The 21,951-nt window shown below is 60.8% G+C and carries 25 protein-coding genes; 13 read left to right on the forward strand and 12 right to left on the reverse strand.

Features of this window, described 5'->3' with window-relative positions:
* Positions 1–36: 36 nt before the first annotated feature.
* Genes GGD53_RS25590 through GGD53_RS25635 form a run of 10 tightly spaced genes read left to right on the forward strand, consistent with a single transcriptional unit; the run spans position 37 to position 7,400 of the window.
* Entirely contained in the window at positions 37–771 is a 735-nt protein-coding gene (locus GGD53_RS25590; protein WP_184459542.1) for a GntR family transcriptional regulator, read from the forward strand.
* Positions 771–1,592 carry a sugar phosphate isomerase/epimerase family protein gene (locus GGD53_RS25595; protein ID WP_184459543.1) on the forward strand — a complete coding sequence of 274 codons (822 nt, stop codon included), beginning with the start codon at positions 771–773 and terminating at the stop codon, positions 1,590–1,592. The genes GGD53_RS25590 and GGD53_RS25595 overlap by 1 nt, the downstream gene beginning before the upstream one ends.
* Before the next feature lie 48 nt (positions 1,593–1,640).
* Positions 1,641–2,309 carry an amino acid ABC transporter permease gene (locus GGD53_RS25600; RefSeq protein WP_184459544.1) on the forward strand — a complete coding sequence of 223 codons (669 nt, stop codon included), beginning with the start codon at positions 1,641–1,643 and terminating at the stop codon, positions 2,307–2,309.
* Between the two features lie 9 nt (positions 2,310–2,318).
* Positions 2,319–2,969: an amino acid ABC transporter permease gene (locus tag GGD53_RS25605; RefSeq protein ID WP_184459545.1), complete on the forward strand. Its 651-nt coding sequence runs from the start codon at positions 2,319–2,321 to the stop codon at positions 2,967–2,969.
* A 43-nt stretch (positions 2,970–3,012) separates the two neighbouring features.
* The gene (locus GGD53_RS25610; protein ID WP_184459546.1) at positions 3,013–3,837 is read left to right on the forward strand and encodes a transporter substrate-binding domain-containing protein; all 825 of its coding nucleotides are present in this window, start codon (positions 3,013–3,015) and stop codon (positions 3,835–3,837) included.
* 7 nt (positions 3,838–3,844) lie between these two features.
* Positions 3,845–4,618, forward strand: a complete 774-nt coding sequence (locus GGD53_RS25615; RefSeq protein WP_184459547.1) for an amino acid ABC transporter ATP-binding protein — start codon at positions 3,845–3,847, stop codon at positions 4,616–4,618.
* 15 nt (positions 4,619–4,633) lie between these two features.
* The gene (locus tag GGD53_RS25620; RefSeq protein ID WP_184459548.1) at positions 4,634–5,494 is read left to right on the forward strand and encodes a shikimate dehydrogenase; all 861 of its coding nucleotides are present in this window, start codon (positions 4,634–4,636) and stop codon (positions 5,492–5,494) included.
* 15 nt (positions 5,495–5,509) lie between these two features.
* Complete coding sequence (locus tag GGD53_RS25625; protein ID WP_184459549.1) at positions 5,510–5,878, forward strand: 5-carboxymethyl-2-hydroxymuconate Delta-isomerase; 369 nt, start codon at positions 5,510–5,512, stop codon at positions 5,876–5,878.
* 31 nt (positions 5,879–5,909) lie between these two features.
* Positions 5,910–6,359 (forward strand): type II 3-dehydroquinate dehydratase, encoded by a 450-nt coding sequence (gene aroQ / locus GGD53_RS25630; protein ID WP_184459550.1) that lies wholly within the window; start codon positions 5,910–5,912, stop codon positions 6,357–6,359.
* A gap of 3 nt (positions 6,360–6,362) precedes the next feature.
* Positions 6,363–7,400 (forward strand): Gfo/Idh/MocA family protein, encoded by a 1,038-nt coding sequence (locus GGD53_RS25635; protein WP_184459551.1) that lies wholly within the window; start codon positions 6,363–6,365, stop codon positions 7,398–7,400.
* A gap of 220 nt (positions 7,401–7,620) precedes the next feature.
* Here the strand turns inward: GGD53_RS25635 and GGD53_RS25640 are convergent, their stop codons facing one another.
* From GGD53_RS25640 to GGD53_RS25655, 4 genes are all read right to left on the reverse strand, one after another.
* Complete coding sequence (locus GGD53_RS25640) at positions 7,621–7,854, reverse strand: BolA/IbaG family iron-sulfur metabolism protein (protein WP_011425547.1); 234 nt, start codon at positions 7,852–7,854, stop codon at positions 7,621–7,623.
* Between the two features lie 19 nt (positions 7,855–7,873).
* Entirely contained in the window at positions 7,874–10,105 is a 2,232-nt protein-coding gene (gene purL / locus GGD53_RS25645; protein WP_184459552.1) for a phosphoribosylformylglycinamidine synthase subunit PurL, read from the reverse strand.
* Positions 10,106–10,226: 121 nt separating this feature from the next.
* A complete protein-coding gene (locus tag GGD53_RS25650) occupies positions 10,227–10,805 on the reverse strand; it encodes an acyloxyacyl hydrolase (RefSeq protein WP_184459553.1) in 579 nt (192 codons plus the stop codon).
* 122 nt (positions 10,806–10,927) lie between these two features.
* Positions 10,928–12,346 carry a PLP-dependent aminotransferase family protein gene (locus tag GGD53_RS25655; protein WP_184459554.1) on the reverse strand — a complete coding sequence of 473 codons (1,419 nt, stop codon included), beginning with the start codon at positions 12,344–12,346 and terminating at the stop codon, positions 10,928–10,930.
* Positions 12,347–12,427: 81 nt separating this feature from the next.
* Between GGD53_RS25655 and GGD53_RS25660 the strand changes: the two genes are divergently transcribed.
* Positions 12,428–12,682 (forward strand): DUF1127 domain-containing protein, encoded by a 255-nt coding sequence (locus tag GGD53_RS25660; protein WP_184459555.1) that lies wholly within the window; start codon positions 12,428–12,430, stop codon positions 12,680–12,682.
* 21 nt (positions 12,683–12,703) lie between these two features.
* Here the strand turns inward: GGD53_RS25660 and GGD53_RS25665 are convergent, their stop codons facing one another.
* The 7 genes from GGD53_RS25665 to GGD53_RS25695 form a co-directional block, all read right to left on the reverse strand.
* On the reverse strand, positions 12,704–13,102 hold the full coding sequence (locus GGD53_RS25665; RefSeq protein WP_184459556.1) for a hypothetical protein: 399 nt from the start codon (positions 13,100–13,102) through the stop codon (positions 12,704–12,706).
* 89 nt (positions 13,103–13,191) lie between these two features.
* Positions 13,192–13,863: a phosphoribosylformylglycinamidine synthase subunit PurQ gene (gene purQ / locus GGD53_RS25670; RefSeq protein ID WP_184459557.1), complete on the reverse strand. Its 672-nt coding sequence runs from the start codon at positions 13,861–13,863 to the stop codon at positions 13,192–13,194.
* Positions 13,860–14,414, reverse strand: coding sequence for an RNA 2'-phosphotransferase (locus GGD53_RS25675; RefSeq protein ID WP_184459558.1), 555 nt, complete (start codon positions 14,412–14,414; stop codon positions 13,860–13,862). The genes purQ and GGD53_RS25675 overlap by 4 nt, the downstream gene beginning before the upstream one ends.
* A 46-nt stretch (positions 14,415–14,460) precedes the next feature.
* Positions 14,461–14,703, reverse strand: coding sequence for a phosphoribosylformylglycinamidine synthase subunit PurS (purS, locus tag GGD53_RS25680; protein WP_184459559.1), 243 nt, complete (start codon positions 14,701–14,703; stop codon positions 14,461–14,463).
* Positions 14,704–14,718: 15 nt separating this feature from the next.
* Positions 14,719–15,483, reverse strand: coding sequence for a phosphoribosylaminoimidazolesuccinocarboxamide synthase (gene purC / locus GGD53_RS25685; RefSeq protein ID WP_085780082.1), 765 nt, complete (start codon positions 15,481–15,483; stop codon positions 14,719–14,721).
* A gap of 271 nt (positions 15,484–15,754) precedes the next feature.
* Entirely contained in the window at positions 15,755–18,052 is a 2,298-nt protein-coding gene (locus GGD53_RS25690; RefSeq protein ID WP_184459560.1) for a putative bifunctional diguanylate cyclase/phosphodiesterase, read from the reverse strand.
* A gap of 94 nt (positions 18,053–18,146) precedes the next feature.
* Positions 18,147–18,701 carry an RBBP9/YdeN family alpha/beta hydrolase gene (locus GGD53_RS25695; RefSeq protein WP_184459561.1) on the reverse strand — a complete coding sequence of 185 codons (555 nt, stop codon included), beginning with the start codon at positions 18,699–18,701 and terminating at the stop codon, positions 18,147–18,149.
* Between the two features lie 172 nt (positions 18,702–18,873).
* Between GGD53_RS25695 and GGD53_RS25700 the strand changes: the two genes are divergently transcribed.
* Both GGD53_RS25700 and GGD53_RS25705 read left to right on the forward strand, forming a co-directional pair.
* Positions 18,874–19,677, forward strand: a complete 804-nt coding sequence (locus GGD53_RS25700) for a DUF2189 domain-containing protein (RefSeq protein ID WP_064802864.1) — start codon at positions 18,874–18,876, stop codon at positions 19,675–19,677.
* A gap of 144 nt (positions 19,678–19,821) precedes the next feature.
* A complete protein-coding gene (locus GGD53_RS25705; protein WP_184459562.1) occupies positions 19,822–20,304 on the forward strand; it encodes a low affinity iron permease family protein in 483 nt (160 codons plus the stop codon).
* Between the two features lie 289 nt (positions 20,305–20,593).
* On the opposite strand, the gene purB is transcribed toward GGD53_RS25705, so the two are convergent.
* Positions 20,594–21,901, reverse strand: a complete 1,308-nt coding sequence (gene purB, locus GGD53_RS25710) for an adenylosuccinate lyase (RefSeq protein WP_184459563.1) — start codon at positions 21,899–21,901, stop codon at positions 20,594–20,596.
* Between the last annotated feature and the right edge of the window lie 50 nt (positions 21,902–21,951).

The raw sequence follows: 21,951 nt of genomic DNA on the forward strand, positions 1-21,951 counted from the left end.
GATAATCGAAACTTGCCCTGGATTGCTGGAGGAAGAATGGACACGGCCGACGACAGCTCTCTTGGGCCGTTGACAGACGATGTGCCGTCAACCGGCTTTCTTGACGATGGCAAGAACACCATCGGCAGCCAGCTCGCATCGCGCCTTCGGGAGGCGATCATCTCCGGTGAGCTGGAAGCGGGCAGCAAGATCAATCTCGACAAGGCGCGGAAGACTTTCAACGTCAGCCTGAGCCCGTTGCGGGAGGGCTTGGCCCGGCTCATTTCAGACGGCCTGGTCGAGTTTCAGGACAACAGAGGCTATCGCGTCGCGCCGATCTCGCTGGCTAATCTCGAAGAGGTCACGACCCTGCGCGAGGAGCTCGAGGTTTTCGCGTTGCGTGAATCCATGCGTCTTGGCGACGTCGAATGGGAGGGCAACATCATGCGTGCGCTTCATCGTCTAAACCGCACGGAGCGCGACGCCGCGCGTCCCGAAACGCTGGAGCACTGGGAAGCGCTTCACCGCGAATTCCACCTCACCCTGATCTCGGGCTGTGGCAAACCTCTGCTACTTCACTTCTGCAGTCTTCTGCTGAATCTCAACGACCGATATCGCCGCGTCTTCCTGATCCGGACGTCGGGGGACCGCAATGTAGGGCAGGAGCACAGCGAGATTGCCCAGGGAGCGGTCGCGCGTGATGTCGACTATGCCTGCGAGAAGCTCCGCCAGCACATCCATCGCACCGGCACCAATCTTCGCAACCATCTCGCGACGAAGGGGATCGCTTGATGGCCGCCGCCGCATCGAAATCGGCGCCCCTGATTGGCGTCGCGCACTTCTCATCGATATTGCTGTCTCCCGTGGAGTTTGCGACGGCCGCTGCGCGCGCGGGATTTTCCAGGATCGGGCTCAGACTGAATCCGGCGTTCCCTGGTGCGCCTTACTACGAGCTGCCTGTCGGTGGTTCGGCTGCGCGCGAGCTGAAATCCGTGCTTAGCGGTGAAGGCATCGAGGTTTTCGATATCGAGTTCTTCGTCATCGACCCCTCGTTCGACGCGTCGTCGGTGGAGGCCACAGTTGCTGCGGCTGCGAATATTGGAGCACGCCGACTCAGTGTCTGCGGAGATGATCCTGATCAGGCCAGATTGGCATCGAACTTCTCGGATCTCTGCGGCCTTGCGGACCGCTACGGGTTGGCTGTCGATGTCGAGAACATGGGTTGGCGGGTGATCAAAACCTTTCAGGACAGCGTCAATCTTGTGAAGGCGAGCGGTGCCCGCAATGCCGGCGCCCTCGTCGACGGAGTACATTTCTTCAGGAATGGCGGCACACTCGCCTCGCTCCGAGCCGAGATCGGCTGGGTAAAGCACGTTCAGTTGTGCGATGTCGCTGGACCGGCGCCGGTGACGCCGGAGGAGATGATCGCTGAAGCTAGAGGCGGGCGGTTCGCACCGGGGGAGGGCGAATTGCCGTTGAAGGAACTCGTTGCGGCGGTCGATAGCTACGCGGCGATCTCGGTGGAAGTCCCACTCGCAGGGTCTGCCCCGCCTGAGACGCATTTGAAACATCTGTACGACAGGGCCGAAGGATTATTCGGGCCGGATCGCTGATCCGGCCCCGGCAAGGCGTGAGCCGCGCCGGAGGGAGGAAGTCAACATATGGGCTATACGTTCGATTTTGGTGCGGTCTTCGACCGCGCCCCGGAATTGTTTTGGGGTTCGCTTGGGACGCTCGGTCTCGCGGTTGCCGGAATGATCCTTGCGCTCGCGATCGGTATTCTCGGCGTCGCTGCAAGAACATCCAAGAACAAACTCGTTCGAGCTCCGGTGATTAGCTTCGTCGAGGTGGTTCGAAACACGCCGTTCCTGGTGCAGATATTCTTTATCTACTTCGCGCTTCCACTCATGGGTATCCGACTGAGCCCTACGGCTACCGCCATCATCGCACTGGGCATCAATGGCGGCGCCTATGCGATTGAGATCATTCGAGGCGGTGTGGAAAGTGTGAGCAAGGGTCAGGTCGAGGCAGGTTTTGCGTTGGGCTTGCATAAGGCCGATGTGTTCCGGCTGATCGTTCTGAAGCCGGCTCTGCGGGCGATCTATCCGTCCCTGACCAGCCAGTTCGTGATGCTGACCTTGACGACTTCGGTCTGCACTTCAATCGCCGCCTACGAGCTCACCTCGGCGGCGCAGCGGATCGAATCCGACACCTTCCGAAGCTTCGAGGTCTATTTCAGCGTAACCGCAATCTACCTGGTCATCTCGAGCCTGATGATGGGCATCTTCGCCCTTATCTCCCGTCACTACTTTAACTACCCGACCAGATAGGAGGCGTTCATGGGTCCCATCGGCGAAAACGAGCTGTTCTTCCTCTTGCAGGGTCTGAAGTGGACTGTGCTGCTGGCCATCATCGGCTTCGTCGGCGGAGGCATATTTGGAATCCTGATCGCTCTGGTGCGCACGTCGAAGAACCGCTTCGCACGTTTCGTATCGTCGGGCTACATCGCGCTCTTCCAGGGCACGCCGCTCCTGATGCAGCTCTTCGTCGTCTACTACGGCGTCGCGCTATTGGGCGTCGACGTCAATGCATGGATCGCTGTGGCCATCGCCTTCACCCTCCATGCAAGTGCCTTCCTGGGCGAGATCTGGCGCGGGTCGATCGAGGCCGTTCCGAAGGGCCAGACCGAAGCCGCGAACGCACTCGGGCTGCATTACGTCTCCCGAATGAAGGACGTTGTCCTGCCGCAGGCGCTGAAGATTTCGATGCCTGCGACCATCGGATTTCTCGTTCAGCTGATCAAGGGCACATCGCTCGCAGCAATCGTCGGCTTCATCGAGCTGACCCGTGCCGGACAGATCATTTCGAACCAGACCTACCGCCCACTGCTCGTCTTTGGGATCGTCGGAATAGTCTATTTCATCATTTGTTGGCCTCTCTCCCACATCGGGAGCGGCCTCGAAAAACGGATGGCAAAAGCTGCCCGCTAACCTTGCTTCGCTAGAAGCAAAGACCACAGAGGAGGAGAATGGAATGTATAGCAATCGCAGACAATTTCTTGGAATGGCCCTGGCTACGGCCGCCTTCGTTACGGTAGGCGCTGCTGCGGCTTCCGCGGCGACCGTCGAGGAGATCAAGGCCAAGGGCACGATCGTCGTCGGCATTCAGGGCGACAACGCGCCATGGGGCTTCGTCAACACGAGCGGCAAGCAGGACGGGTTCGACGCCGATGTTGCGACACTCTTCGCCAGGGAACTCGGAGTTAAGGTCGAGTTCCAGCCGCTCGCTGTCGCCAACCGCATTCCGGCCCTGACCACCGGCAAGGTCGATATCCTGTTCGCCACCATGGCAATGACGGAGGAGCGTGCCAAGTCGATCCAGTACAGCAAGCCATACGCGGCGAACACGATCTCCCTTTATGCGGCAAAGGCCGATACCGCAAAAACGCCTGCGGACGTTGCCGGGTGGGAAATCGGCGTGCCGAAGTCCAGCTCGCAGGACAAGGCCATCACCGACGCCGTGGGATCGACGGCGACCGTTCGCCGCTTCGACGACGACGCCGCAACCATTCAGGCGCTGGTCTCCGGACAGGTCAAGGCCGTCGGAGGCAACATGTTCTACGGACAGCGGCTCGATGCCGCCAGCGCCGGCACCTACGAGCGCAAGATCGACTTCCTGACGACTTACAATGGCGTCGGAACGCGACTGGGCGAGAAGGACTGGAACGAAACGGTCAATGCCTTTCTCGACAAGATCAAGGCTAATGGCGAACTTGCAGCCATCACCAAGAAGTGGATGAAGATCGATCTGCCGACGTTCCCGGAGTCCATCCCCAACATTCCGTTCACAGTCAAGTAAAGCATACATGGAGGGCGCCGTGCTCAGTTCCGCTAATGATCAGTCGACATTGATATCTCTTGATAAGGTGGAGAAATGGTATGGCTCCTTCCATGCGCTGAAAAACATCAGCCTGTCGGTTCGCAAAGGTGAGAAGATCGTCCTTTGCGGACCTTCGGGTTCCGGCAAGTCGACCTTGATCCGCTGCATCAACGCTCTCGAGTTGATCCAGGAAGGCAGGATCATCGTCGACGGGCAGTCGCTCGATGGCACGAGCAAGGCGGTTGACGCCATTCGGCGCGAAGTCGGGATGGTGTTCCAGAACTTCAATTTGTTCCCGCACATGACCGTTCTGCAGAACTGCGCGCTCGCGCCTATGAGGGTCCGCGGAACGAGCCGCGCTGACGCCGAGAGGCTGGCGAGAAAGTACCTCGAACGGGTCCGAATCCTTGATCAGGCGGAGAAGTATCCCGCTCAGCTCAGTGGAGGGCAGCAACAGCGTGTCGCTATTGCCCGGGCCCTTTGCATGGAACCCAAGGCGATGCTGTTCGACGAACCGACATCGGCGCTCGATCCGGAAATGGTCAAGGAAGTGCTGGACACGATGATCGGTCTCGCACGCGATGGCATGACCATGATCTGCGTCACCCATGAAATGGGCTTCGCCCGTCAGGTTGCAGACAGGGTCATCTTCATGGCTTCCGGCGAGATCGTAGAGGAGGCCGAGCCCGAGGTGTTCTTCAAGTCTCCGAAGCATGAGCGCACCAAGGCTTTCCTTGGCGAGATCCTCGCACATCACTGAGATTGGGTTATCGAAATGAATAACAACAAATTCTTCGTCGGTCTCATCGGGGCCGACATCCAGATGTCGAAGTCGCCAGCCCTGCACGAAACCGAGGCGCGGCACCTGGAGCTGGATTACCACTACGAACTCGTCGATTTCGCCGAGCGCAGTTTACCCGCTTCTGCGCTGCCCGAATTGCTCGTAGAGCTCGAAGACCGCGGCTTCGCAGGAAGCAACATTACGCACCCGTGCAAGCAGACGGTCATCGCTCATCTTAGCAGCCTGTCCGAGGACGCCGAGATGCTCGGAGCAGTCAACACGGTCGTTCTTCGGGACGGAAAGCGGATCGGGCACAATACTGACTGGTATGGCTTCTACAAGAATTTCGAGCGTGGTATGCCCGGTGTCGCCAAAACTCATGCCGTCCTGCTCGGCGCAGGCGGCGCAGGGGTCGCCGTCGCGCATGCGGCCATCAAGCTCGGTATTGGGATGCTCTCGATCTTCGACCAGGACACAAATCGCGCCGCCGCGCTTGCCGATCAGCTCAACCGACGCTTTTCAAGAACCTGCGCGCAACCGGTCAGAGACGTCGGTGCGGCGCTCGCTTCGGCCGACGGGCTGATTCACGCTACGCCGACGGGCATGCGAAGTCATCCGGGTCTCCCGATCGAACCGGAATGGCTTCATCCACGTCACTGGGTCGCCGATATTGTATACATGCCGCTCGTGACGGAACTTCTGGCTCTGGCAGAGAAGAAGGGGTGCAGGACCTTGCCGGGCGGCGGCATGACCGTGTTCCAGGCCGCGGCGGCCTTTGAACTGTTCACGGGTGTAAAACCGGATGCGGAACGCATGTCGCGTCACTTCGAAGAATTGTGCCGAGCTCCAGCCTGACCGGGAGGACATGCCTTGCCGCACATCATCATCGACTACAGCCGAGGTGCTGCCGAACGGGTGGCGATCGACGAAGTGACCAGAGCGGTCCATTATCGAGTGCGCGACGGAGGCTTGGTCAAGCCCACTGCCGTGCGCACCTTCGCCCGGGAGGCGACCTTCTCCTGCGTTGGCGACGAGCATCCGGACAATCACTTCATCCAGATAATCGTGCGCATGGCCCCTGGCCGGCCGGCAGAAACGAAGCGGGAGTTGTTGAAGGCGGTCCTCGAAGCTGCGCGCGATGTCGCAGCCCCCGCGCTTCAAGCAGGGCGGCTGGGGCTGCGGGCCGATCTTTACGAGTCCGACCCGAATTTCGCATTCCAGGAAATAGCGTTCGTCTAAACTTGGCAACGCCCTCACAAGGAGAATAACAATGAGCCTGATCTACGTTCTGAATGGCCCAAATCTCAATTTGCTCGGCAAGCGTCAGCCTCACATCTATGGTCACGAGACGCTGGCCGATGTCGAGGCAGACTGCCGGAAACTGGCCTCAGAACTCGGCCACGAGATCCGTTTCCACCAGAGCAACCGTGAATATGAAATCATCGACTGGATTCACGAAGCGCGCGAAGACGGAGGGGGCATCGTCATCAATCCGGCCGCATTCACGCACACGTCGCTTGCGATTCTCGATGCCTTGAACACGTTCGAAGGTCCCGTCATCGAGATCCATATCTCCAACATGTATAAGCGCGAAAGCTTCCGTCATCATTCCTTCGTTTCCCACCGCGCCGACGGCATCATCACCGGTCTTGGTACTGAGGGCTATCAGCTCGGAATCCGCCGCGTCGCGACGATGCTGACCGCACCGAAGAAGGACTGACAAATGACTCCTCCGGTCAAACTGGCGGTCCTCGGCGCGGGGCTTATCGGGAAGCGCCACATCAAACACGTGCTGGACGAACCGACGGCGGAGCTTGTCGCTATCGTCGACCCGAGCCCGGTTGGAGAGGCGATCGCCAGCGAGGTCGGCGTCAAATGGTTTTCGACCTTCGCTGAGATGGTCGCCGCAGCGCGCCCTGACGGCGTAATCATCGCGACGCCCAACCAGATCCACGTCAGAAACGGTTTTGAGGCCGTAGAGGCCGGTATCCCGGCATTGATCGAGAAGCCAATCGTCGACGATATTGCCGCTGGAGAGAAGCTCGTTGAGATGGCCGAGGCCAGAGGCGTTCCGCTGCTGACCGGACATCATCGCCGGCATAATCCGATGATGCAAAAGGCTAAACAGATTATCGAAAGCGGAAAGCTCGGGCGAATACTGGTCGTGAATGCCATGTTCTGGCTATTCAAACCGGAGGAATACTTCGACACTTCCTGGCGGCGCGAACGCGGCGCGGGACCAGTCTTTCTCAATCTGATCCACGACATCGACAACCTTCGCTACTTATTCGGGGATATCACGGCGGTCCAGGCGCTCGAATCCAACGCAGTTCGCGGAAACGCCGTTGAGGAGACCGCGGTGATCCTCATCGAGTTCAAGAACGGAATTCTCGGCACTGCTTCCGTTTCGGATTCCGTCGTCGCGCCATGGAGTTGGGAGATGACGACTGGCGAAAACCCCGCTTACCCTAAAACTGAGGAAGCGTGCTACATGATCGGCGGCACCCACGGGTCGCTGTCAGTGCCTTCACTCAGCATGTGGAGCAATCCGGCCAAAAGGAGCTGGATGGAACCGTTCGAATGTCATCGCGCCAAAGTCGAGAACGAGGATCCACTGGTCCCGCAGATACGCCAGCTTTGCAGGGTCATTAGAGGGGAAGACGCGCCGCTGGTCAGCGGACGTGAGGGACTGGACACCTTAAAGGTTATCGACGCCGTGAAGCGGTCCGCCGCAGCGGGCAAGCGTATCAGCCTGACCTAAATGTTTGCGCGCCAGCTCAAGGCGGTCCGGAGCGTTAAGTCATTCACCGAGCTGACGCGCGGTGGCGGCATTCCTGAGGGAGGCTGAAGTACGGCGCACAACGAGTCCGGGCACCTTTGTCATCCAGAACCGCTTTGCAGAGTGCTAAGACCCGGCAGGAAGGAACCCTTCCACCCGGGTCTGTTTCATTTCAAAGCTTCACCCGGCCGAAGTCGGCATATCAATCCGGCGCGGAGGTCTGCAGAGCGAGAGCGTGCAATAGGCCACCCATATTGCCCTTCAGCGCCTCGTAGACCATCTGGTGCTGCTGCACGCGGCTCTTGCCGCGGAAGGCTTCGGCGACGACTTCGGCGGCGTAGTGATCGCCGTCGCCCGCGAGATCGCGGATCGTCACCTTGGCACCGGGAATCCCAGCCTTGATCATGTCTTCGATATCGCCGGGTTTCATGGCCATGATCGTTACTCCTTGCGCATCATTCCGCGGCAAGCTCGCCGCGGCCTTCCATGAAGTCAGGGAACCACGATTCATGGGCATCGCGCAATTGCTGAATCGGCAGTGAAATAAGATCGCCGACATCAAGTGTATCGCCCCCGACCGTGCCGAGGCGACGGAAGGGAACGCCGGCGCCTTCCGCATTGACGCAGACGAAATCGGCGACATCGGCCGGCACAGTCAGCACGTAACGGGCCTGGTCTTCGCCGAAGAGCAGCGCATGCGCAGCACCCTTGCCTTCGCCGAGATCGATCTTCATGCCTTTGTCCGAGGCCATGGCCATTTCGGCGAGCGCGACGGCCAGACCACCCGAGGATATGTCGTGGCAGGCGGTCGCCTGGCCGTTGCGGATGACGGAGCGGACGAAATCGCCGTTGCGGCGCTCGGCGAAGAGATCGACTTCCGGCGCCGGCCCTTCACGGCTGGAGAGCAGGTCTCTGACATAGACGGACTGGCCGAGGTGGCTGCCGTCGACACCGATCATGATTACCTTGTCGCCGTCATTGGCGCTGCCGATGCGGACCATCTTGCGCCAGTCCGGCAGCAGGCCGACGCCTGCAATCGTCGGCGTCGGCAGGATGGCAACGCCATTGGTCTCGTTGTAGAGCGAGACGTTACCGGAGACGATCGGGAAATCCAGCGCGCGGCATGCTTCGCCGATGCCCTTCACCGCCTGAACGAACTGGCCCATGATTTCGGGCTTTTCGGGGTTGCCGAAGTTGAGATTGTCGGTCGCGGCGAGCGGTTCGGCGCCTGTTGCGGTGATGTTGCGCCAGCATTCGGCGACCGCCTGCTTGCCGCCCTCGAAGGGATCGGCCTCGACATAACGCGGCGTCACGTCGGAGGAGAAGGCAAGCGCCTTGCTCTTGTGGCCATCGACGCGCACGACGCCGGCGTCGCCGCCGGGGAGCTGCAGCGAATTGCCCTGGATCAGCGTGTCATACTGTTCGTAGACCCAGCGGCGGCTCGACTGGTTGGCAGAGCCGACGAGCTGGAGCAGCGCCTGGCCGTAATCCTTGGGGGCGGCGACGAGATTGGCGGGCAGGGGCGCGGGCTTGCCGGATTCACGCCAGGGGCGGTCATATTCCGGCGCCTGGTCGCCGAGATCCTTGATCGGCAGGTTGGCGACTTCTTCGCCCTGATGCATGACGCGGAAGCGCAGATCATCGGTGGTCCTGCCGACGATGGCGAAGTCGAGGCCCCATTTGACGAAGATCGCTTTGGCCTGCTCTTCCTTTTCCGGCTGCAGCACCATGAGCATGCGCTCCTGGCTTTCCGACAGCATCATCTCATAGGCGGTCATCCGCTCTTCACGGACCGGCACCTTGTCGAGTTCCAGCAGAATGCCGAGATCGCCCTTGGCGCCCATTTCGACAGCCGAGCAGGTGAGGCCGGCCGCACCCATGTCCTGGATGGCGATGACAGCGCCGGTCTGCATCAGCTCGAGGCAGGCTTCGAGCAGGCACTTTTCGGTGAAGGGGTCGCCGACCTGAACGGTCGGGCGCTTTTCTTCGATCGATTCGTCGAATTCGGCCGATGCCATGGTCGCGCCGCCGACGCCGTCGCGACCGGTCTTGGCGCCGAGATAGACGACCGGGAGGCCGACGCCCTTGGCTTCCGACAGGAAGATAGCATTGGATTTGGCGATACCGGCGGCAAAGGCGTTGACCAGGATATTGCCGTTATAACGCGCATCGAACTCGACTTCGCCGCCGACCGTCGGAACGCCGAAGGAGTTGCCGTAACCGCCGACGCCGGAAACGACGCCGGAGACGAGATGGCGGGTCTTCGGATGATCCGGCTCGCCGAAGCGCAGCGCGTTCATCGCGGCGACCGGCCGCGCGCCCATGGTGAAGACGTCACGCAGGATGCCGCCGACGCCGGTCGCAGCCCCCTGATACGGTTCGATGTAGGAGGGGTGGTTGTGGCTCTCCATCTTGAAGACAACGCAATCGCCGTCATCGATATCGACGACACCGGCATTCTCGCCGGGCCCTTGGATGACGCGCGGCCCCTTGGTCGGCAGCGTGCGCAGCCATTTCTTCGAGGATTTGTAGGAGCAGTGCTCGTTCCACATGGCCGAGAAGATGCCGAGCTCGGTGAAAGTCGGCTCGCGGCCGATCAGATCCAGGATGCGCTGGTACTCGTCCGGCTTCAGGCCGTGGCTTGCAATGAGTTCCGGCGTGATCGGGATGGTGTTTGGAATGGTCATGAGCGGAAAGTCCCTGGCGCGTTTTGCGCTGTCTTTAGCTTATGTAGCGGCGACGCGCGACAGAAAAAAGCCCACCGTCAACAGAGGGCGGGCAGGCTTCTCTCGTAAAGGCGGCAATCGCTCAGAACTTGTAGCCGATCTGGATGCCGGCGCGCGTCATGCCATCGTTCGGGCCGTCGCAGAGATCGGCATGAGAGGAGTGGGCGATCTGGGCCATCACGTTCCAATTGCGGGTCAAACGGTAGCCGGCGCCGGCATATTCGTGAAACAGGACGCGGCAGCCGAGTTCCGGGCCGTCATCATTGTCGTCCAGATCGCCGGTATGGATGACGCCGCCGAAACCGGCTTCGGCAAAGAGCTTCTCGTTGAGATCGACCGTCCAGGTGAAGCCCGTGAAGAATTGGGTTGCTTCACCCGAGGTGCCGATCGAGGTGCCGAGATGGATACGGGGATGCAACAGCTGTTGCTGCCAGCCGACAGCCTCCTCATATCCGAAAGGATCGAAGAGAGCGGTAATCTCCGGAAAGACGCCATCTTCCGCGGCACGACCCGATTGCACCGAGGCGGAGGCCCCGAAACGCAATTCATCGAATATCTGCTCGCCAGCATTGGCCGAACCCGCCATCGAGGTGACGGCTACGGCCGCCACTGATGCCAGCCCCAAGAAGCGTAACGCGATCTTTCCGAACTCGACCCTCATCTGCCGTCCTTTGATTCGCACCAAGCGGGAATAACAAAGAGGTAGCATGGGGGTCGCAGCGGTAAAGCGCTCTCGTCAAGCGTGTGCGTTTTTTCGGAATTATGGCGTGTATTTGCAACAGGTCATATTTCGCCGTCATAGGCGGAACCGCCATTTTCCAGCAGCCGGCGCAGGATCATCAGGCCTGCGGTCAATTCCTGGCCCGTTTTGGGTGAGGAGAAGCCGATGCGAATGCGGTAATAGGTTTTCTCACTGCGGGCCGCCTTGAATTCATCTTCGTCATCGACCAGCACGCCGTCGCGAAAGGCGGCATTCTTGAAGGTGCCGGACATCCAGGGCTCCGGCAGTTTCAGCCAGAGGAAGGGAGCATGCGGGTGCGACGCGAAGTCGAAACCCCGCAGATGCTCGCGGGCGAGGTGGGCACGCCGAGAGAGTTCCCCGATAACTTCCTTGCGGATCTCGTGCGCCCGGCCGCTTTCGACCAGGCGGGCACAGGTCTCTGCCAGGATGAAAGGCAGGCCGCCCGTGACCATCCTGTGCGTCACCTTGATGCGCTGGGCAAAATGTGGCGGGCAGGCGACCCAGCCGCCGCGCACACCGGCGGCGACCGATTTCGACAGGCCGTTGACCAGGAAGGTGCGGTCGGGCGCAAGCGCGGCGATGAGCGGCGTCTCATCGTCGGCCATGCCGCCGTAGAGGTCGTCCTCGATCAGCCAGACGCTGTGCTTTCTGGCAATTGCAGCAATTGCTGCGCGCCGCTCGTAGGGCATGATCGTCACTGTCGGATTATGCACGGTCGGCATCAGGAAGGCGATCTTCGGATGCTGCTGCTGGCAGAGCCGTTCGAAATCGTCGGGAATGACGCCGAATTCGTCGGAATCGACCGTCACCGTGCGGCGGCCGAGAAGGCGGGCGCTGCGGCTGACCTGGGTGTAGGTCAGATTTTCAAAGACGATCTTGTCGCCCGGCGCCGAGACCGCGGCAATTACGGCGACCGCCGCGGCATGGGCGCCGAGCGTCGGCACGATGTTTTCGACCTCCGGTGTCCAGCCGCTGCGGGCAAGCCAGCGGCGGCCGGCGTCGAACCAGTTCCGCGGAAAACTACGGGAATAGGAGGAAATCTCGCTGAGATGCTGTTCGCCGATCTCGGCGAGGATGCCCGAGATGATCTTGCCCTGGCCGAGATCGGGAGCGGCTGTGGTATCGAAACGGATCTTGTCGGCGGGCGCGTCCTGATAGCGAGTGCCGCCGAGCGAGACGGCCAGTGCATCGGTTTGTTCGCCGGGCGGCGTTTCGGCGCGGTTCAGCACATAGGTGCCGCGGCCTACCTCGCCGGCAACCAGGCCCCGCTCGTGCACCAGGGCATAGGCGCGGCCGATCGTGCCGATCGTCACCCCGATATCATAGGCAAGATTGCGCTGCGGCGGCAGTTTGCTGCCGGCGGGCAGGGCACCGCTCGCAATAGCGGATTCGATACTGTCGGCAAGGCGGAGATAGACCGGCCCGGAGCCGCGGGAAAGATCGGGAAGCCAATTTGTCATGGTGACAATTGCTTATATTGTCACCTTGCCCATGTCAAGATTAAGAGTCAATTCCAAGGACGAGCCGAGAGGATTCCTGGAATGTCTGCATTGCCCCAAATCAATACGCCAATTGTACCGATTGTCTCTTGTGAGGACCGGCGGGTCATCCTTCCCAGCCCGCCTATCGAGGCGACGACGCCTCTGGGACGGATCTGGGCCGCCATTCGTCTCTGGCATCAGAAGCGGGAGGGACGGCGCGCGCTCAGCGAGCTTACGGCGGCAGGACTCAAGGATATCGGGGTATCGCAGTCCGAAGCCGCACGCGAAATCAGCAAGTCATTTTTCTGGGACTGATGCTGCGGGCGACCGCAGCGATCAATTGCAGGCCCTGTTGCCGCCGGACCAGCGATTGACGTCGGTGGCGATGCGGCCGGCGACAGGCTCCGACATCATCGGACCAAAGGCCTGCAGACGGGCAGGGCTTCCCTCGGCCTGGACGACGAGCAGCGGCCGGCTTTCCGGGCTGCCCTTGTGGACGAGCAGGATGCGCGGCCGACCGGAGAAGGAATTGAGTTCCGGAGCGAGCTTATAGGCTGCAAAGGCCGGATCGCCCGATTTGAACCAGCAGGCATTGGCGCCGAGCGCTACGCGCTCCATCGTCGGCAATGCCGCCCGGTTTGGACCTGCTGCCGGCGCCGGCGACTGGCAGGCTGCAATCATGATTGCCAGAGCGGTCAACAAAGCGGCGTTTGCGACGGCGGGGAGAGGGCGCATTGATCTTGCTCCAGTGATCCGGATGAAGGTCTTCTCGGCCGCATGCCGTTATCCGCGGTACGCCTGCGGGCGGCATGGCTGAGGTGGGGTCAGGCGGCGACGACGTCGAGCGCCGAGGCGAAGAGGCCTCGGCCATCCGAACCGCCATGGGCGGCCTCGATCAGGTTTTCCGGATGCGGCATCATGCCGAGCACATTGCCCTTTTCGTTCATCACGCCGGCAATGTCGTTGATCGAACCGTTCGGATTGGTGCCCTCGGTATAACGGAACAGCACCTGACCATTGCCCTCGATCTTCGCCAGCGTCGCTTCGTCGGCAAAATAATTGCCGTCGTGGTGAGCGACAGGGCAACGAATGACCTGCCCTTGCGCGTAGGCGCGGGTGAAATCCGTCTCGGCATTGACGACTTCGAGCTTGATCTCGCGGCAGACGAATTTCAGCGAGGCGTTGCGCATCAGCGCGCCGGGCAGCAGGCCCGCTTCGACGAGGATCTGGAAGCCGTTGCAGACGCCGAGCACCTTCACGCCCCTTGCAGCCTTGTCGATGATCGCCTGCATGACCGGCATGCGGGCGGCGATCGCGCCGCAGCGCAGATAATCGCCATAGGAGAAGCCGCCGGGGATGACGATCAGGTCAACGTCGGGGATTTCCGTCTCCGTCTGCCAGATCGTCACCGGTTGGTGACCAGAGATCTTGGTGAGAGCGGCGATCATGTCGCGATCGCGGTTGAGGCCCGGAAGTTGAACGACGACTGATTTCATAGGGTCCCCGCATTTCGCGAAAGATATTGGACTGGAACGCTCTCGGCGAGCCATACTCCATTGTCCGCGACAAAGAAAGAATGGCCTTCTGAAAACATGGCGGCTGCGTCGACACGCAGAATGATATAGTCGCCCTTGCGGCGCACGGCGACAATTTTCGCCGTATCGATGTCGGCCGATAGATGGACGTGGTGCCGCTCCATCTTCTTCAGGCCTTCGCGCTCGATCGACGGCCAGTTCGTCAGTGACGTGCCGTGAAAGAGAACTGCCGGCGGTTCAACCGGCGTCAATGCCAGATCGACCTCGACACTGTGGCCCTGATTGGCGCGGATCCTGTTATCGACAAGCGTGAAGCGTTTCTTCGGACTGTTGTCGATGATCTCGACGATATCGGCGCGGGAGACGCCGTATTTCGACGTCAGCACCTTTTCGAGATGATCGAACGATACCCAACCCTCGGCATCAAGCGTCAAGCCTGCGGCATCCGGCGCATGGCGCAAAACATAGCTCATGAATTTCGAGACTTCCGTCTCCAGCTTTGCCTTCAGCATGACGCTCAATCCATAAGACCCGCCGGTTGACGGGCAGGTCTGCAGGTCAGTCGATCGCGATCGCGTAATTTTCGATGACCGTGTTGGCGAGCAGTTTTTCGCACATCGCCTTGAGGTTTGCCTCGGCCCTGGCCTTGTCGGCGCCTTCGATCTCCAGGTCGAAGACCTTGCCCTGCCTTACATGGCCGACGCCCGAAAAGCCGAGGGCGCCGAGCGCGCCTTCGATGGCCTTGCCTTGCGGGTCGAGAACGCCGTTTTTGAGCGTGACGGTGACACGAGCCTTGATCACTTTGTCTATCCTGCCTTACTTGACGAGAACCGGGCCGGTGCCGCGCACAGGCTCGTTTTCATTGATGATGCCGAGACGGCGAGCGACTTCGGAATAGGCTTCGAGCAACCCGCCGAGGTCGCGGCGGAAGCGGTCCTTGTCCATCTTCTCGCGGGTTTCGATATCCCAGAGCCGGCAGCTGTCCGGCGAGATCTCGTCGGCGAGGATGATGCGCATCAGATCGCCTTCGAAGAGGCGGCCGCATTCGATCTTGAAATCGACGAGCTGGATGCCGACGCCGAGGAAGAGACCGGTCATGAAATCGTTGACGCGGATGGCGAGCGCCATGATGTCGTCGAGCTCGGCCGGATTGGCCCAGCCGAAGGCGGTGATGTGCTCTTCGGAGACCATCGGATCGTCGAGCGCGTCGGACTTGTAATAGAACTCGATGATCGAGCGCGGCAGGACGACGCCTTCCTCGATGCCGAGGCGCTTGGCGAGAGACCCGGCGGCGACGTTGCGCACGACGATCTCCAGCGGGATCATCTCCACTTCCCTGATCAGCTGCTCGCGCATATTGAGCCGGCGGATGAAATGGGTGGGAATGCCGATCTTGTTCAGATGGCTGAAGATATATTCGGAAATGCGGTTGTTGAGGACGCCCTTGCCGTCGATGACTTCGTGTTTCTTCTTGTTGAAGGCGGTGGCATCGTCCTTGAAGAACTGGATCAAAGTGCCCGGCTCCGGACCCTCATACAGAATCTTTGCCTTGCCCTCGTAGATACGGCGGCGACGGTTCATCTTGGTCATTCTCTGTTGTTGGCGCTCTTGGGATAGCGCGAGTGGATCGATCTCGTGGCGTCCCCTTAAAGGAAAAGAGAGTGTTTCACAATCCGCCTGTCGCTCCTTCCCCCGTTTCCGGATTTCGTGGCCCCGGTTCCCGGATTTCATGGCCCTGTTTCCGGATTTTACGGAATAGCGCCAAGAGAATCGAATGAATTCGCTTTACGAGTCTAGCGGCTTTTTCTCTACGGTGGAATGAAGGCGAAATGGCGGGCCGCTTATACAGGTTTTATTTGGCGGTTCTGCTTGGCGTCGCGCGGAGAAGATGCGTCTGCAAGCCGCGCGCCGCGGTCAGCCCGTGGCGCCAGCTTCCAGCGCGGATGAAGGAGGGGATCTGCATGGCCGGCATCGGCCGGGCGAGCGCATAACCCTGCAGCGTGTCGCAGCCGAGTTGCTCCAGAATGCGGATATGATCCGCCGTTTCGACGCCCTCGGCAATGACGAGGATATTGAGCGAGCGTCCGATATCGATGATCGAGCCGACGAGTTTACGCTGCTCGGCCGATTGCGGCAGCATGCGGATCAGCTCGCGATCAATCTTCAGCGTGTTCGGACTCAGGCGCAGAAGGCTGACGATCGATGCATGGCCGGTGCCGAAGTCGTCGATATGGATGTCGATGCCGAGCTTGCGCAGCTTTTTCAAATTGGCGGCCACCGCCTTGTCGCAATCGTCGAGCGGGATCGATTCCAGCAGTTCGAAGGCGACGGCGCCGGGCTCGATCCTCAGGGCGCGGAGCTTCTTGCCGAGATCGGGATCGGTCAGTCGCCGGGCGGAAACGTTGACCGATATTTTCGGGATCGACAGCCCGCCCTTGATCCAGGCACGCCGGTCTGCCAGCGCGCGCTCCAGGATCAGGGCGTCGATCGTCGAGACGACGTCGAGATCCTCGGCGATATCGAGAAAGCGATCCGGCGTCAGCAGGCCGTGTACGGGGTGTTGCCACCGTGCGAGCGTCTCGACGCCTGTGACATCGAGCGTGCGGGCGTCGAACTGCAATTGATAGAACGGTACGAATTCATTGCGCTCCAGGCCGATCAGGATTTCATCGGCGAGCTGCTTGGCGGAGATGATATCGTTGCGGGCCGATGCCGAGAAGAATTCGAAGCGGTTTCGGCCGAGCCCTTTGGCGCGATAGAGCGCGATGTCGGCGTCGAGCAGCGTCTGTTTGGCGTTGAGCTTGGCGCCGCCATTGACGGCGATGCCGATGCTGGCGCCGAAACGGCAGTCATGCCCCTCATATCTGACGGGCCTGCGCAATTCGCGGATCAGGCGTTCGGCCAGGCTGGCGATCTTCTTCGACGCAGCATCGACGGCGCAGAGGATGACAAATTCATCACCGCCGATACGCGCGACGAAATCGGCGGCACGGACGGAATGTCTGAGCACATTTGCAGCGTGCTGCAGCATGGCGTCGCCCGCTCGATGGCCGAGGGTATCGTTGATCTGCTTGAAGCGGTCGAGATCAATATGCAGAACCGCCAAAGCGAGGCCATTAGCCCGGCATTGCGCCGCGCGGTCGTCCAGCATCTTGTCGAGATAACGGCGGTTCGGCAGGCCGGTGAGATAATCGTGCAAGGCCAGATGCTCGATGCTCTCCTTGGCGGCTTCGAGTTCGCGGTTACGGGCTTCCGCCATATCCTTGGCGCGCTGCAGTTCGTTGCGAAGCGCGACTTCCTCGGTGACGTCCCAATTGGCGCCGATCAGCTTGCGTTGGCCGTTGCCGTCGACGAAGAAGGCCGAGCGGGCGCGGATGATGCGTTCGATGCCGTCGCCGCGGATGATGCGGTATTCCTGCTGAAAGTCGCTGCCGCTTTCGACGCTGCGGTCAGCGAGGCCGAGCACGCGTTCACGGTCGTCCGGATGCAGGCTTTGGGCCCAGGCGTCGCCGCCGATCTTGCGCGCCGCACCCTGCAAGCCGTAGATGGCAATCAGGCGATCGTCCCATTCGACAATGTCATTTTCGATATCGGCTTCGAAGACGCCGATGCGGGAAATTTCCAGCGCCAGGTCGAGCCGGCGCGACAGGCGCGACAGTGTCTCCTCGGCTTCCTTGCGGGCGGTGATATCGGTATCCGTTCCGACGATGCGCGTCGGGACGCCGTTCTCATCCCATTCGACGCAGGCGCCACGGCAGTCGATCCAGACCCAGTGGCCGTCCCTGTGGCGTTCACGATATTGGAAGATCTGATAATCCGGATCGCCGGCATTCTGCCGCTCGATCGCATGAGCGACGAAATCGCGGTCGTCGGGATGGACGAGCTGCAGCCAGGCCTCATAGTCGCCGGCGACGTCCTCGTCCGGCGCCATTCCGCGGATGGTTTTCCACGTTGGCGAATAATATTTCCGGTCGAGATGGTAATTGTGATCCCATACGCCGAGGCCGGAACCAACAAGCGCATGGTTCCAGCGGCTCTCGCGCTCAGCCAGATCAGAATCGTCGGTCGACCCATCGCCGACGCTGGCCTCAGCCGCTGCAGGATCGCCATGCGCTTCATGGGCCCCTGAATGGGCTTTCCTCACGGGCATTCTCGCTGATTTCATCTCGGCGCAGTCTGCGGCACTTCTATTAAGAAAGCCTTAGAAAGTAGTCGCTGACATGACGAGCGCCGGGTCTCCCAAATCAGACAGAGAGGCGGCTGAGGAACTGGGCGAAGACCATTGTTCCTTCGGGCCAGGGGCCGTGCCCGGATTCAGCGTTGATATGTCCCGCCTCGCCGGCATCGACGAGGAAGGAACCCCAGCAACTGGCGATATCGTCGGCATGATCGTAGCTGCCGAACGGATCACTGCGGCTGGCGACGGTGATGGAAGGGAAGGGCAGCGGATCGCGCGGATAGGGCCCGAAGGTCATCAGGTGCTTGGGGCGGATGTCCGGATTGGTGACTTCAGGCGGAGCGACGAGGAAAGCGCCTGCCACCCGCTTGCGGAAATGCGGGATGGCATGGATTGCCGAGGGCACGCCGAGCGAATGGGCGACGAGCACGACCGGGCGGGTCGAGGCGTTCACCTCTTCGGCGATGCGGGCGATCCAGTCCTCGCGGACCGGCTTCGTCCATTCGGCCTGTTCGACGCGGCGCGCCGTGCTGAGCTTCGCCTGCCAGCGGCTCTGCCAATGGCCGGGGCCGGAATTGGTGTAGCCGGGGATGATGAGAATATCTGCGTCTGAGGCTTTCATAGTGCCGCCGATGTGAGAAGGCTTGACCAAGATGTCAAGAGGGGGCGGCAAGGGAGCGACACGGGCGCTGAAGTTTGTTATGTTACTCCAGTGCCGGTTGCGGATTTCGTATCGGCTTACCCGCCGATGCATGTCCGCGGCCGACCAAGTCTCGGCTGAGGAGGAGAAAGCCATGGCGGCATTTCATGTCATGACGGGTGCCAGTGAAAACCTGGCGCGGCCCGTGGTCAATCGCATCGGCATCGCCGACGTCTTCGATGCGCTGAAGCGCGGGCTCGACGATTTCAGTGAGAAACCTTCCCATTATGTGTTCCTGTGCCTGATGTATCCGATTGCCGGCGTCTTCCTGACGCTGTGGACCTCCGGCGCCAACCTTCTGCCGATGGTCTTCCCGCTGATGTCCGGTTTCGTGCTGATAGGCCCGATTGCGGCGATCGGTCTTTATGAGATCAGCCGCCGGCGCGAGGAAGGCCTCGATACGTCATGGACGCATGCGCTCGAGGTGCGTCATTCGCCGGCGTTACCGTCGATCATCGCGGTCGGGCTGATGCTCTTTGGCCTGTTCGTCGTTTGGCTGGTCACGGCACAGACGCTGTACGCCAATCTTCTCGGCGAAGTGTTTCCGCGCACCATGACGGACTTCACCCGCCAGGTCTTCGGCACGGCTCAGGGCCTGCAGCTGATCGTCTGGGGCAATCTCATCGGATTCGGCTTCGCGCTGGTCGTGCTGGCGATTTCAGTCATCACCTTCCCGCTGCTGCTCGATCGTGATATCGGGGCGGTCGCCGCCGTCGTCACCTCGATCCGTGCGACCGTCATCAATCCGGTGCCGGTGCTGCTCTGGGGCCTGATCGTCGCAGCGCTCCTCGTCGTCGGCACCATCCCGGTCTTTGCCGGACTCGCGCTCGTTATCCCGATCCTTGGCCATGCGACCTGGCATCTCTACCGCAAGCTGATTGCGCGGGAAGCTGTCTAGCTTCGGGCCTGCCCGCGGAAAACCTTGATACCGTGCGATCCCCGATTTTCGGGAACCTCGAACCTGCCTCGGAGTTTTTTGCGAGAGCATGATTGTAGCAACATCATGCTCCCGAGACTCCGAGGAGAGATTTCAGAGGTGACGATGACGCATTTGTTTGCCCGCTTCGCAACCAAGACATCGGAATGGGCGGGTAAGCCCGTCATCTTCATCCTGGCGCTGTGCGTCGTCATTATCTGGGCCTTGCTCGGCCCCTTCTTCGACTATTCGGAAACCTGGCAGCTCATCATCAACACGGGAACGACCATCATCACCTTCCTGATGGTCTTCGTGCTGCAGAACGCCCAGACGCGCGACACCCGGGCAATCCAGGCCAAACTCAACGAAATCATTCTGACCAGCCATGCAGAGAACCGCTTCATCGGCATCGAAAATCTCGATGAGGAAGAGTTGAAACATCTCGATGAACTGGTCGCCAAGGCCGCCAAAGGCAGGGGCGAGACGGAGGTCTGCCAAACGACCGAGATCGCGCAAGCGATGCCGCCACCGAAAAAGGCGCAGGCGCGCAAACGCTCTGCGAATGCCAAAGCATCGAAGCAGAAACAACGGCCACTTGAGAAAAGCTAACCATCATCCATTCTGCAATCACAAAAAGAAAATGACAGAAATGAAAACGGCGCCTGCGAAGGCCCAGTCAGTTTGTTGACAAACCACTGCAAACCCGCGACGTCATCCTCGGCCTTGTGCCGAGCAGCTAACCACCACAATATTTTGACAGGAAAACATCTATTTTCAGCCACTTAACTGGGCCGGCGCAGATCCTCGGCACGAGGCCGAGGATGACGTCGCGGTTTCGCAGTGGTATTTCAACAGCCTGACGGCGCCCGCAAGACGCCGTCATATCGTCGCAGCCCGCTCAAGCGTTGCCGAAGACGCGGCGGAAGATCGTGTCGACATGCTTGGTGTGATATCCGAGATCGAACTTCTCGCGAATATCTTCCTCCGAAAGCGCAGCACGAACTTCCGCGTCAGCCAGCAGCTCTTCCAGAAAATCCTTGCCCTGTTCCCAGACCTTCATGGCATTGCGCTGCACCAAGCGGTAGGCGTCCTCGCGGGAGGTGCCGGCCTGGGTCAGCGCCAGGAGGACGCGCTGGGAGTGGACCAGGCCGCGGAACTTGTTGAGGTTCTTCTCCATGTTCTCGGGATAGACCAGGAGCTTTTCGATGACGCCGGCCAGACGCGAGAGGGCGAAATCGAGGGTGACTGTGGCGTCCGGGCCGATCATGCGTTCGACCGAGGAATGGGAGATATCGCGCTCGTGCCAGAGGGCGACGTTTTCCATGGCCGGCAGGGCGTAGGAGCGGACCATGCGGGCGAGGCCGGTGAGGTTTTCGGTCAGCACCGGGTTACGCTTGTGGGGCATGGCCGAGGAGCCCTTCTGGCCGGGCGAGAAATATTCCTCGGCCTCCAGCACCTCGGTGCGCTGCAGGTGGCGGATTTCGGTCGCGAGCCGCTCGATCGACGAGGCGACGACGCCGAGGGTGGCGAAATACATGGCGTGGCGGTCGCGCGGGATGACCTGGGTCGAGACCGGCTCGGCCTTTAGGCCGAGCGCCTCGGCGACATGTTCCTCGACGCGCGGATCGATATTGGCGAAGGTGCCGACGGCGCCCGAGATGGCGCAGGTCGCAACTTCCTCGCGGGCGGCGACGAGGCGCTGGCGGCAGCGCTCGAATTCGGCATAGGCAAGCGCCAGCTTGACGCCGAAGGTGGTCGGCTCGGCATGGATGCCGTGCGAGCGGCCGATGGTGACCGTGTCTTTGTGTTCGAAGGCGCGGGTTTTCAGCGCTGCGAGCAGCCGGTCGAGATCGGCGATGAGGATGTCGGTGGCGCGCACCAGCTGGACGTTGAAGCAGGTGTCGAGCACGTCTGACGAGGTCATGCCCTGGTGGACGAAGCGTGCATCCGGACCGACGATCTCGGCGAGGTGGGTCAGGAAGGCGATGACGTCATGCTTGGTGACGGCCTCGATCTCATCGATGCGGGCGACGTCGAAGGTGGCGGCGCCGCCTTTTTCCCAGATCGTCTTTGCCGCCGATTTCGGGATGACGCCGAGTTCGGCCAGCGCGTCGCAGGCATGCGCCTCGATCTCGAACCAGATGCGGAACTTGGTTTCGGGAGACCAGATGGCCACCATTTCGGGCCGGGAATAACGCGGGATCATGGGCGGCTGCCTTCACTTCAAGAGGTTTGAACGTCTAAGACGCAATTCCC

The sequence above is a fragment of the Rhizobium aethiopicum genome, from assembly GCF_014197535.1.
GTDB classification, from domain to species: domain Bacteria; phylum Pseudomonadota; class Alphaproteobacteria; order Rhizobiales; family Rhizobiaceae; genus Rhizobium; species Rhizobium aethiopicum_A.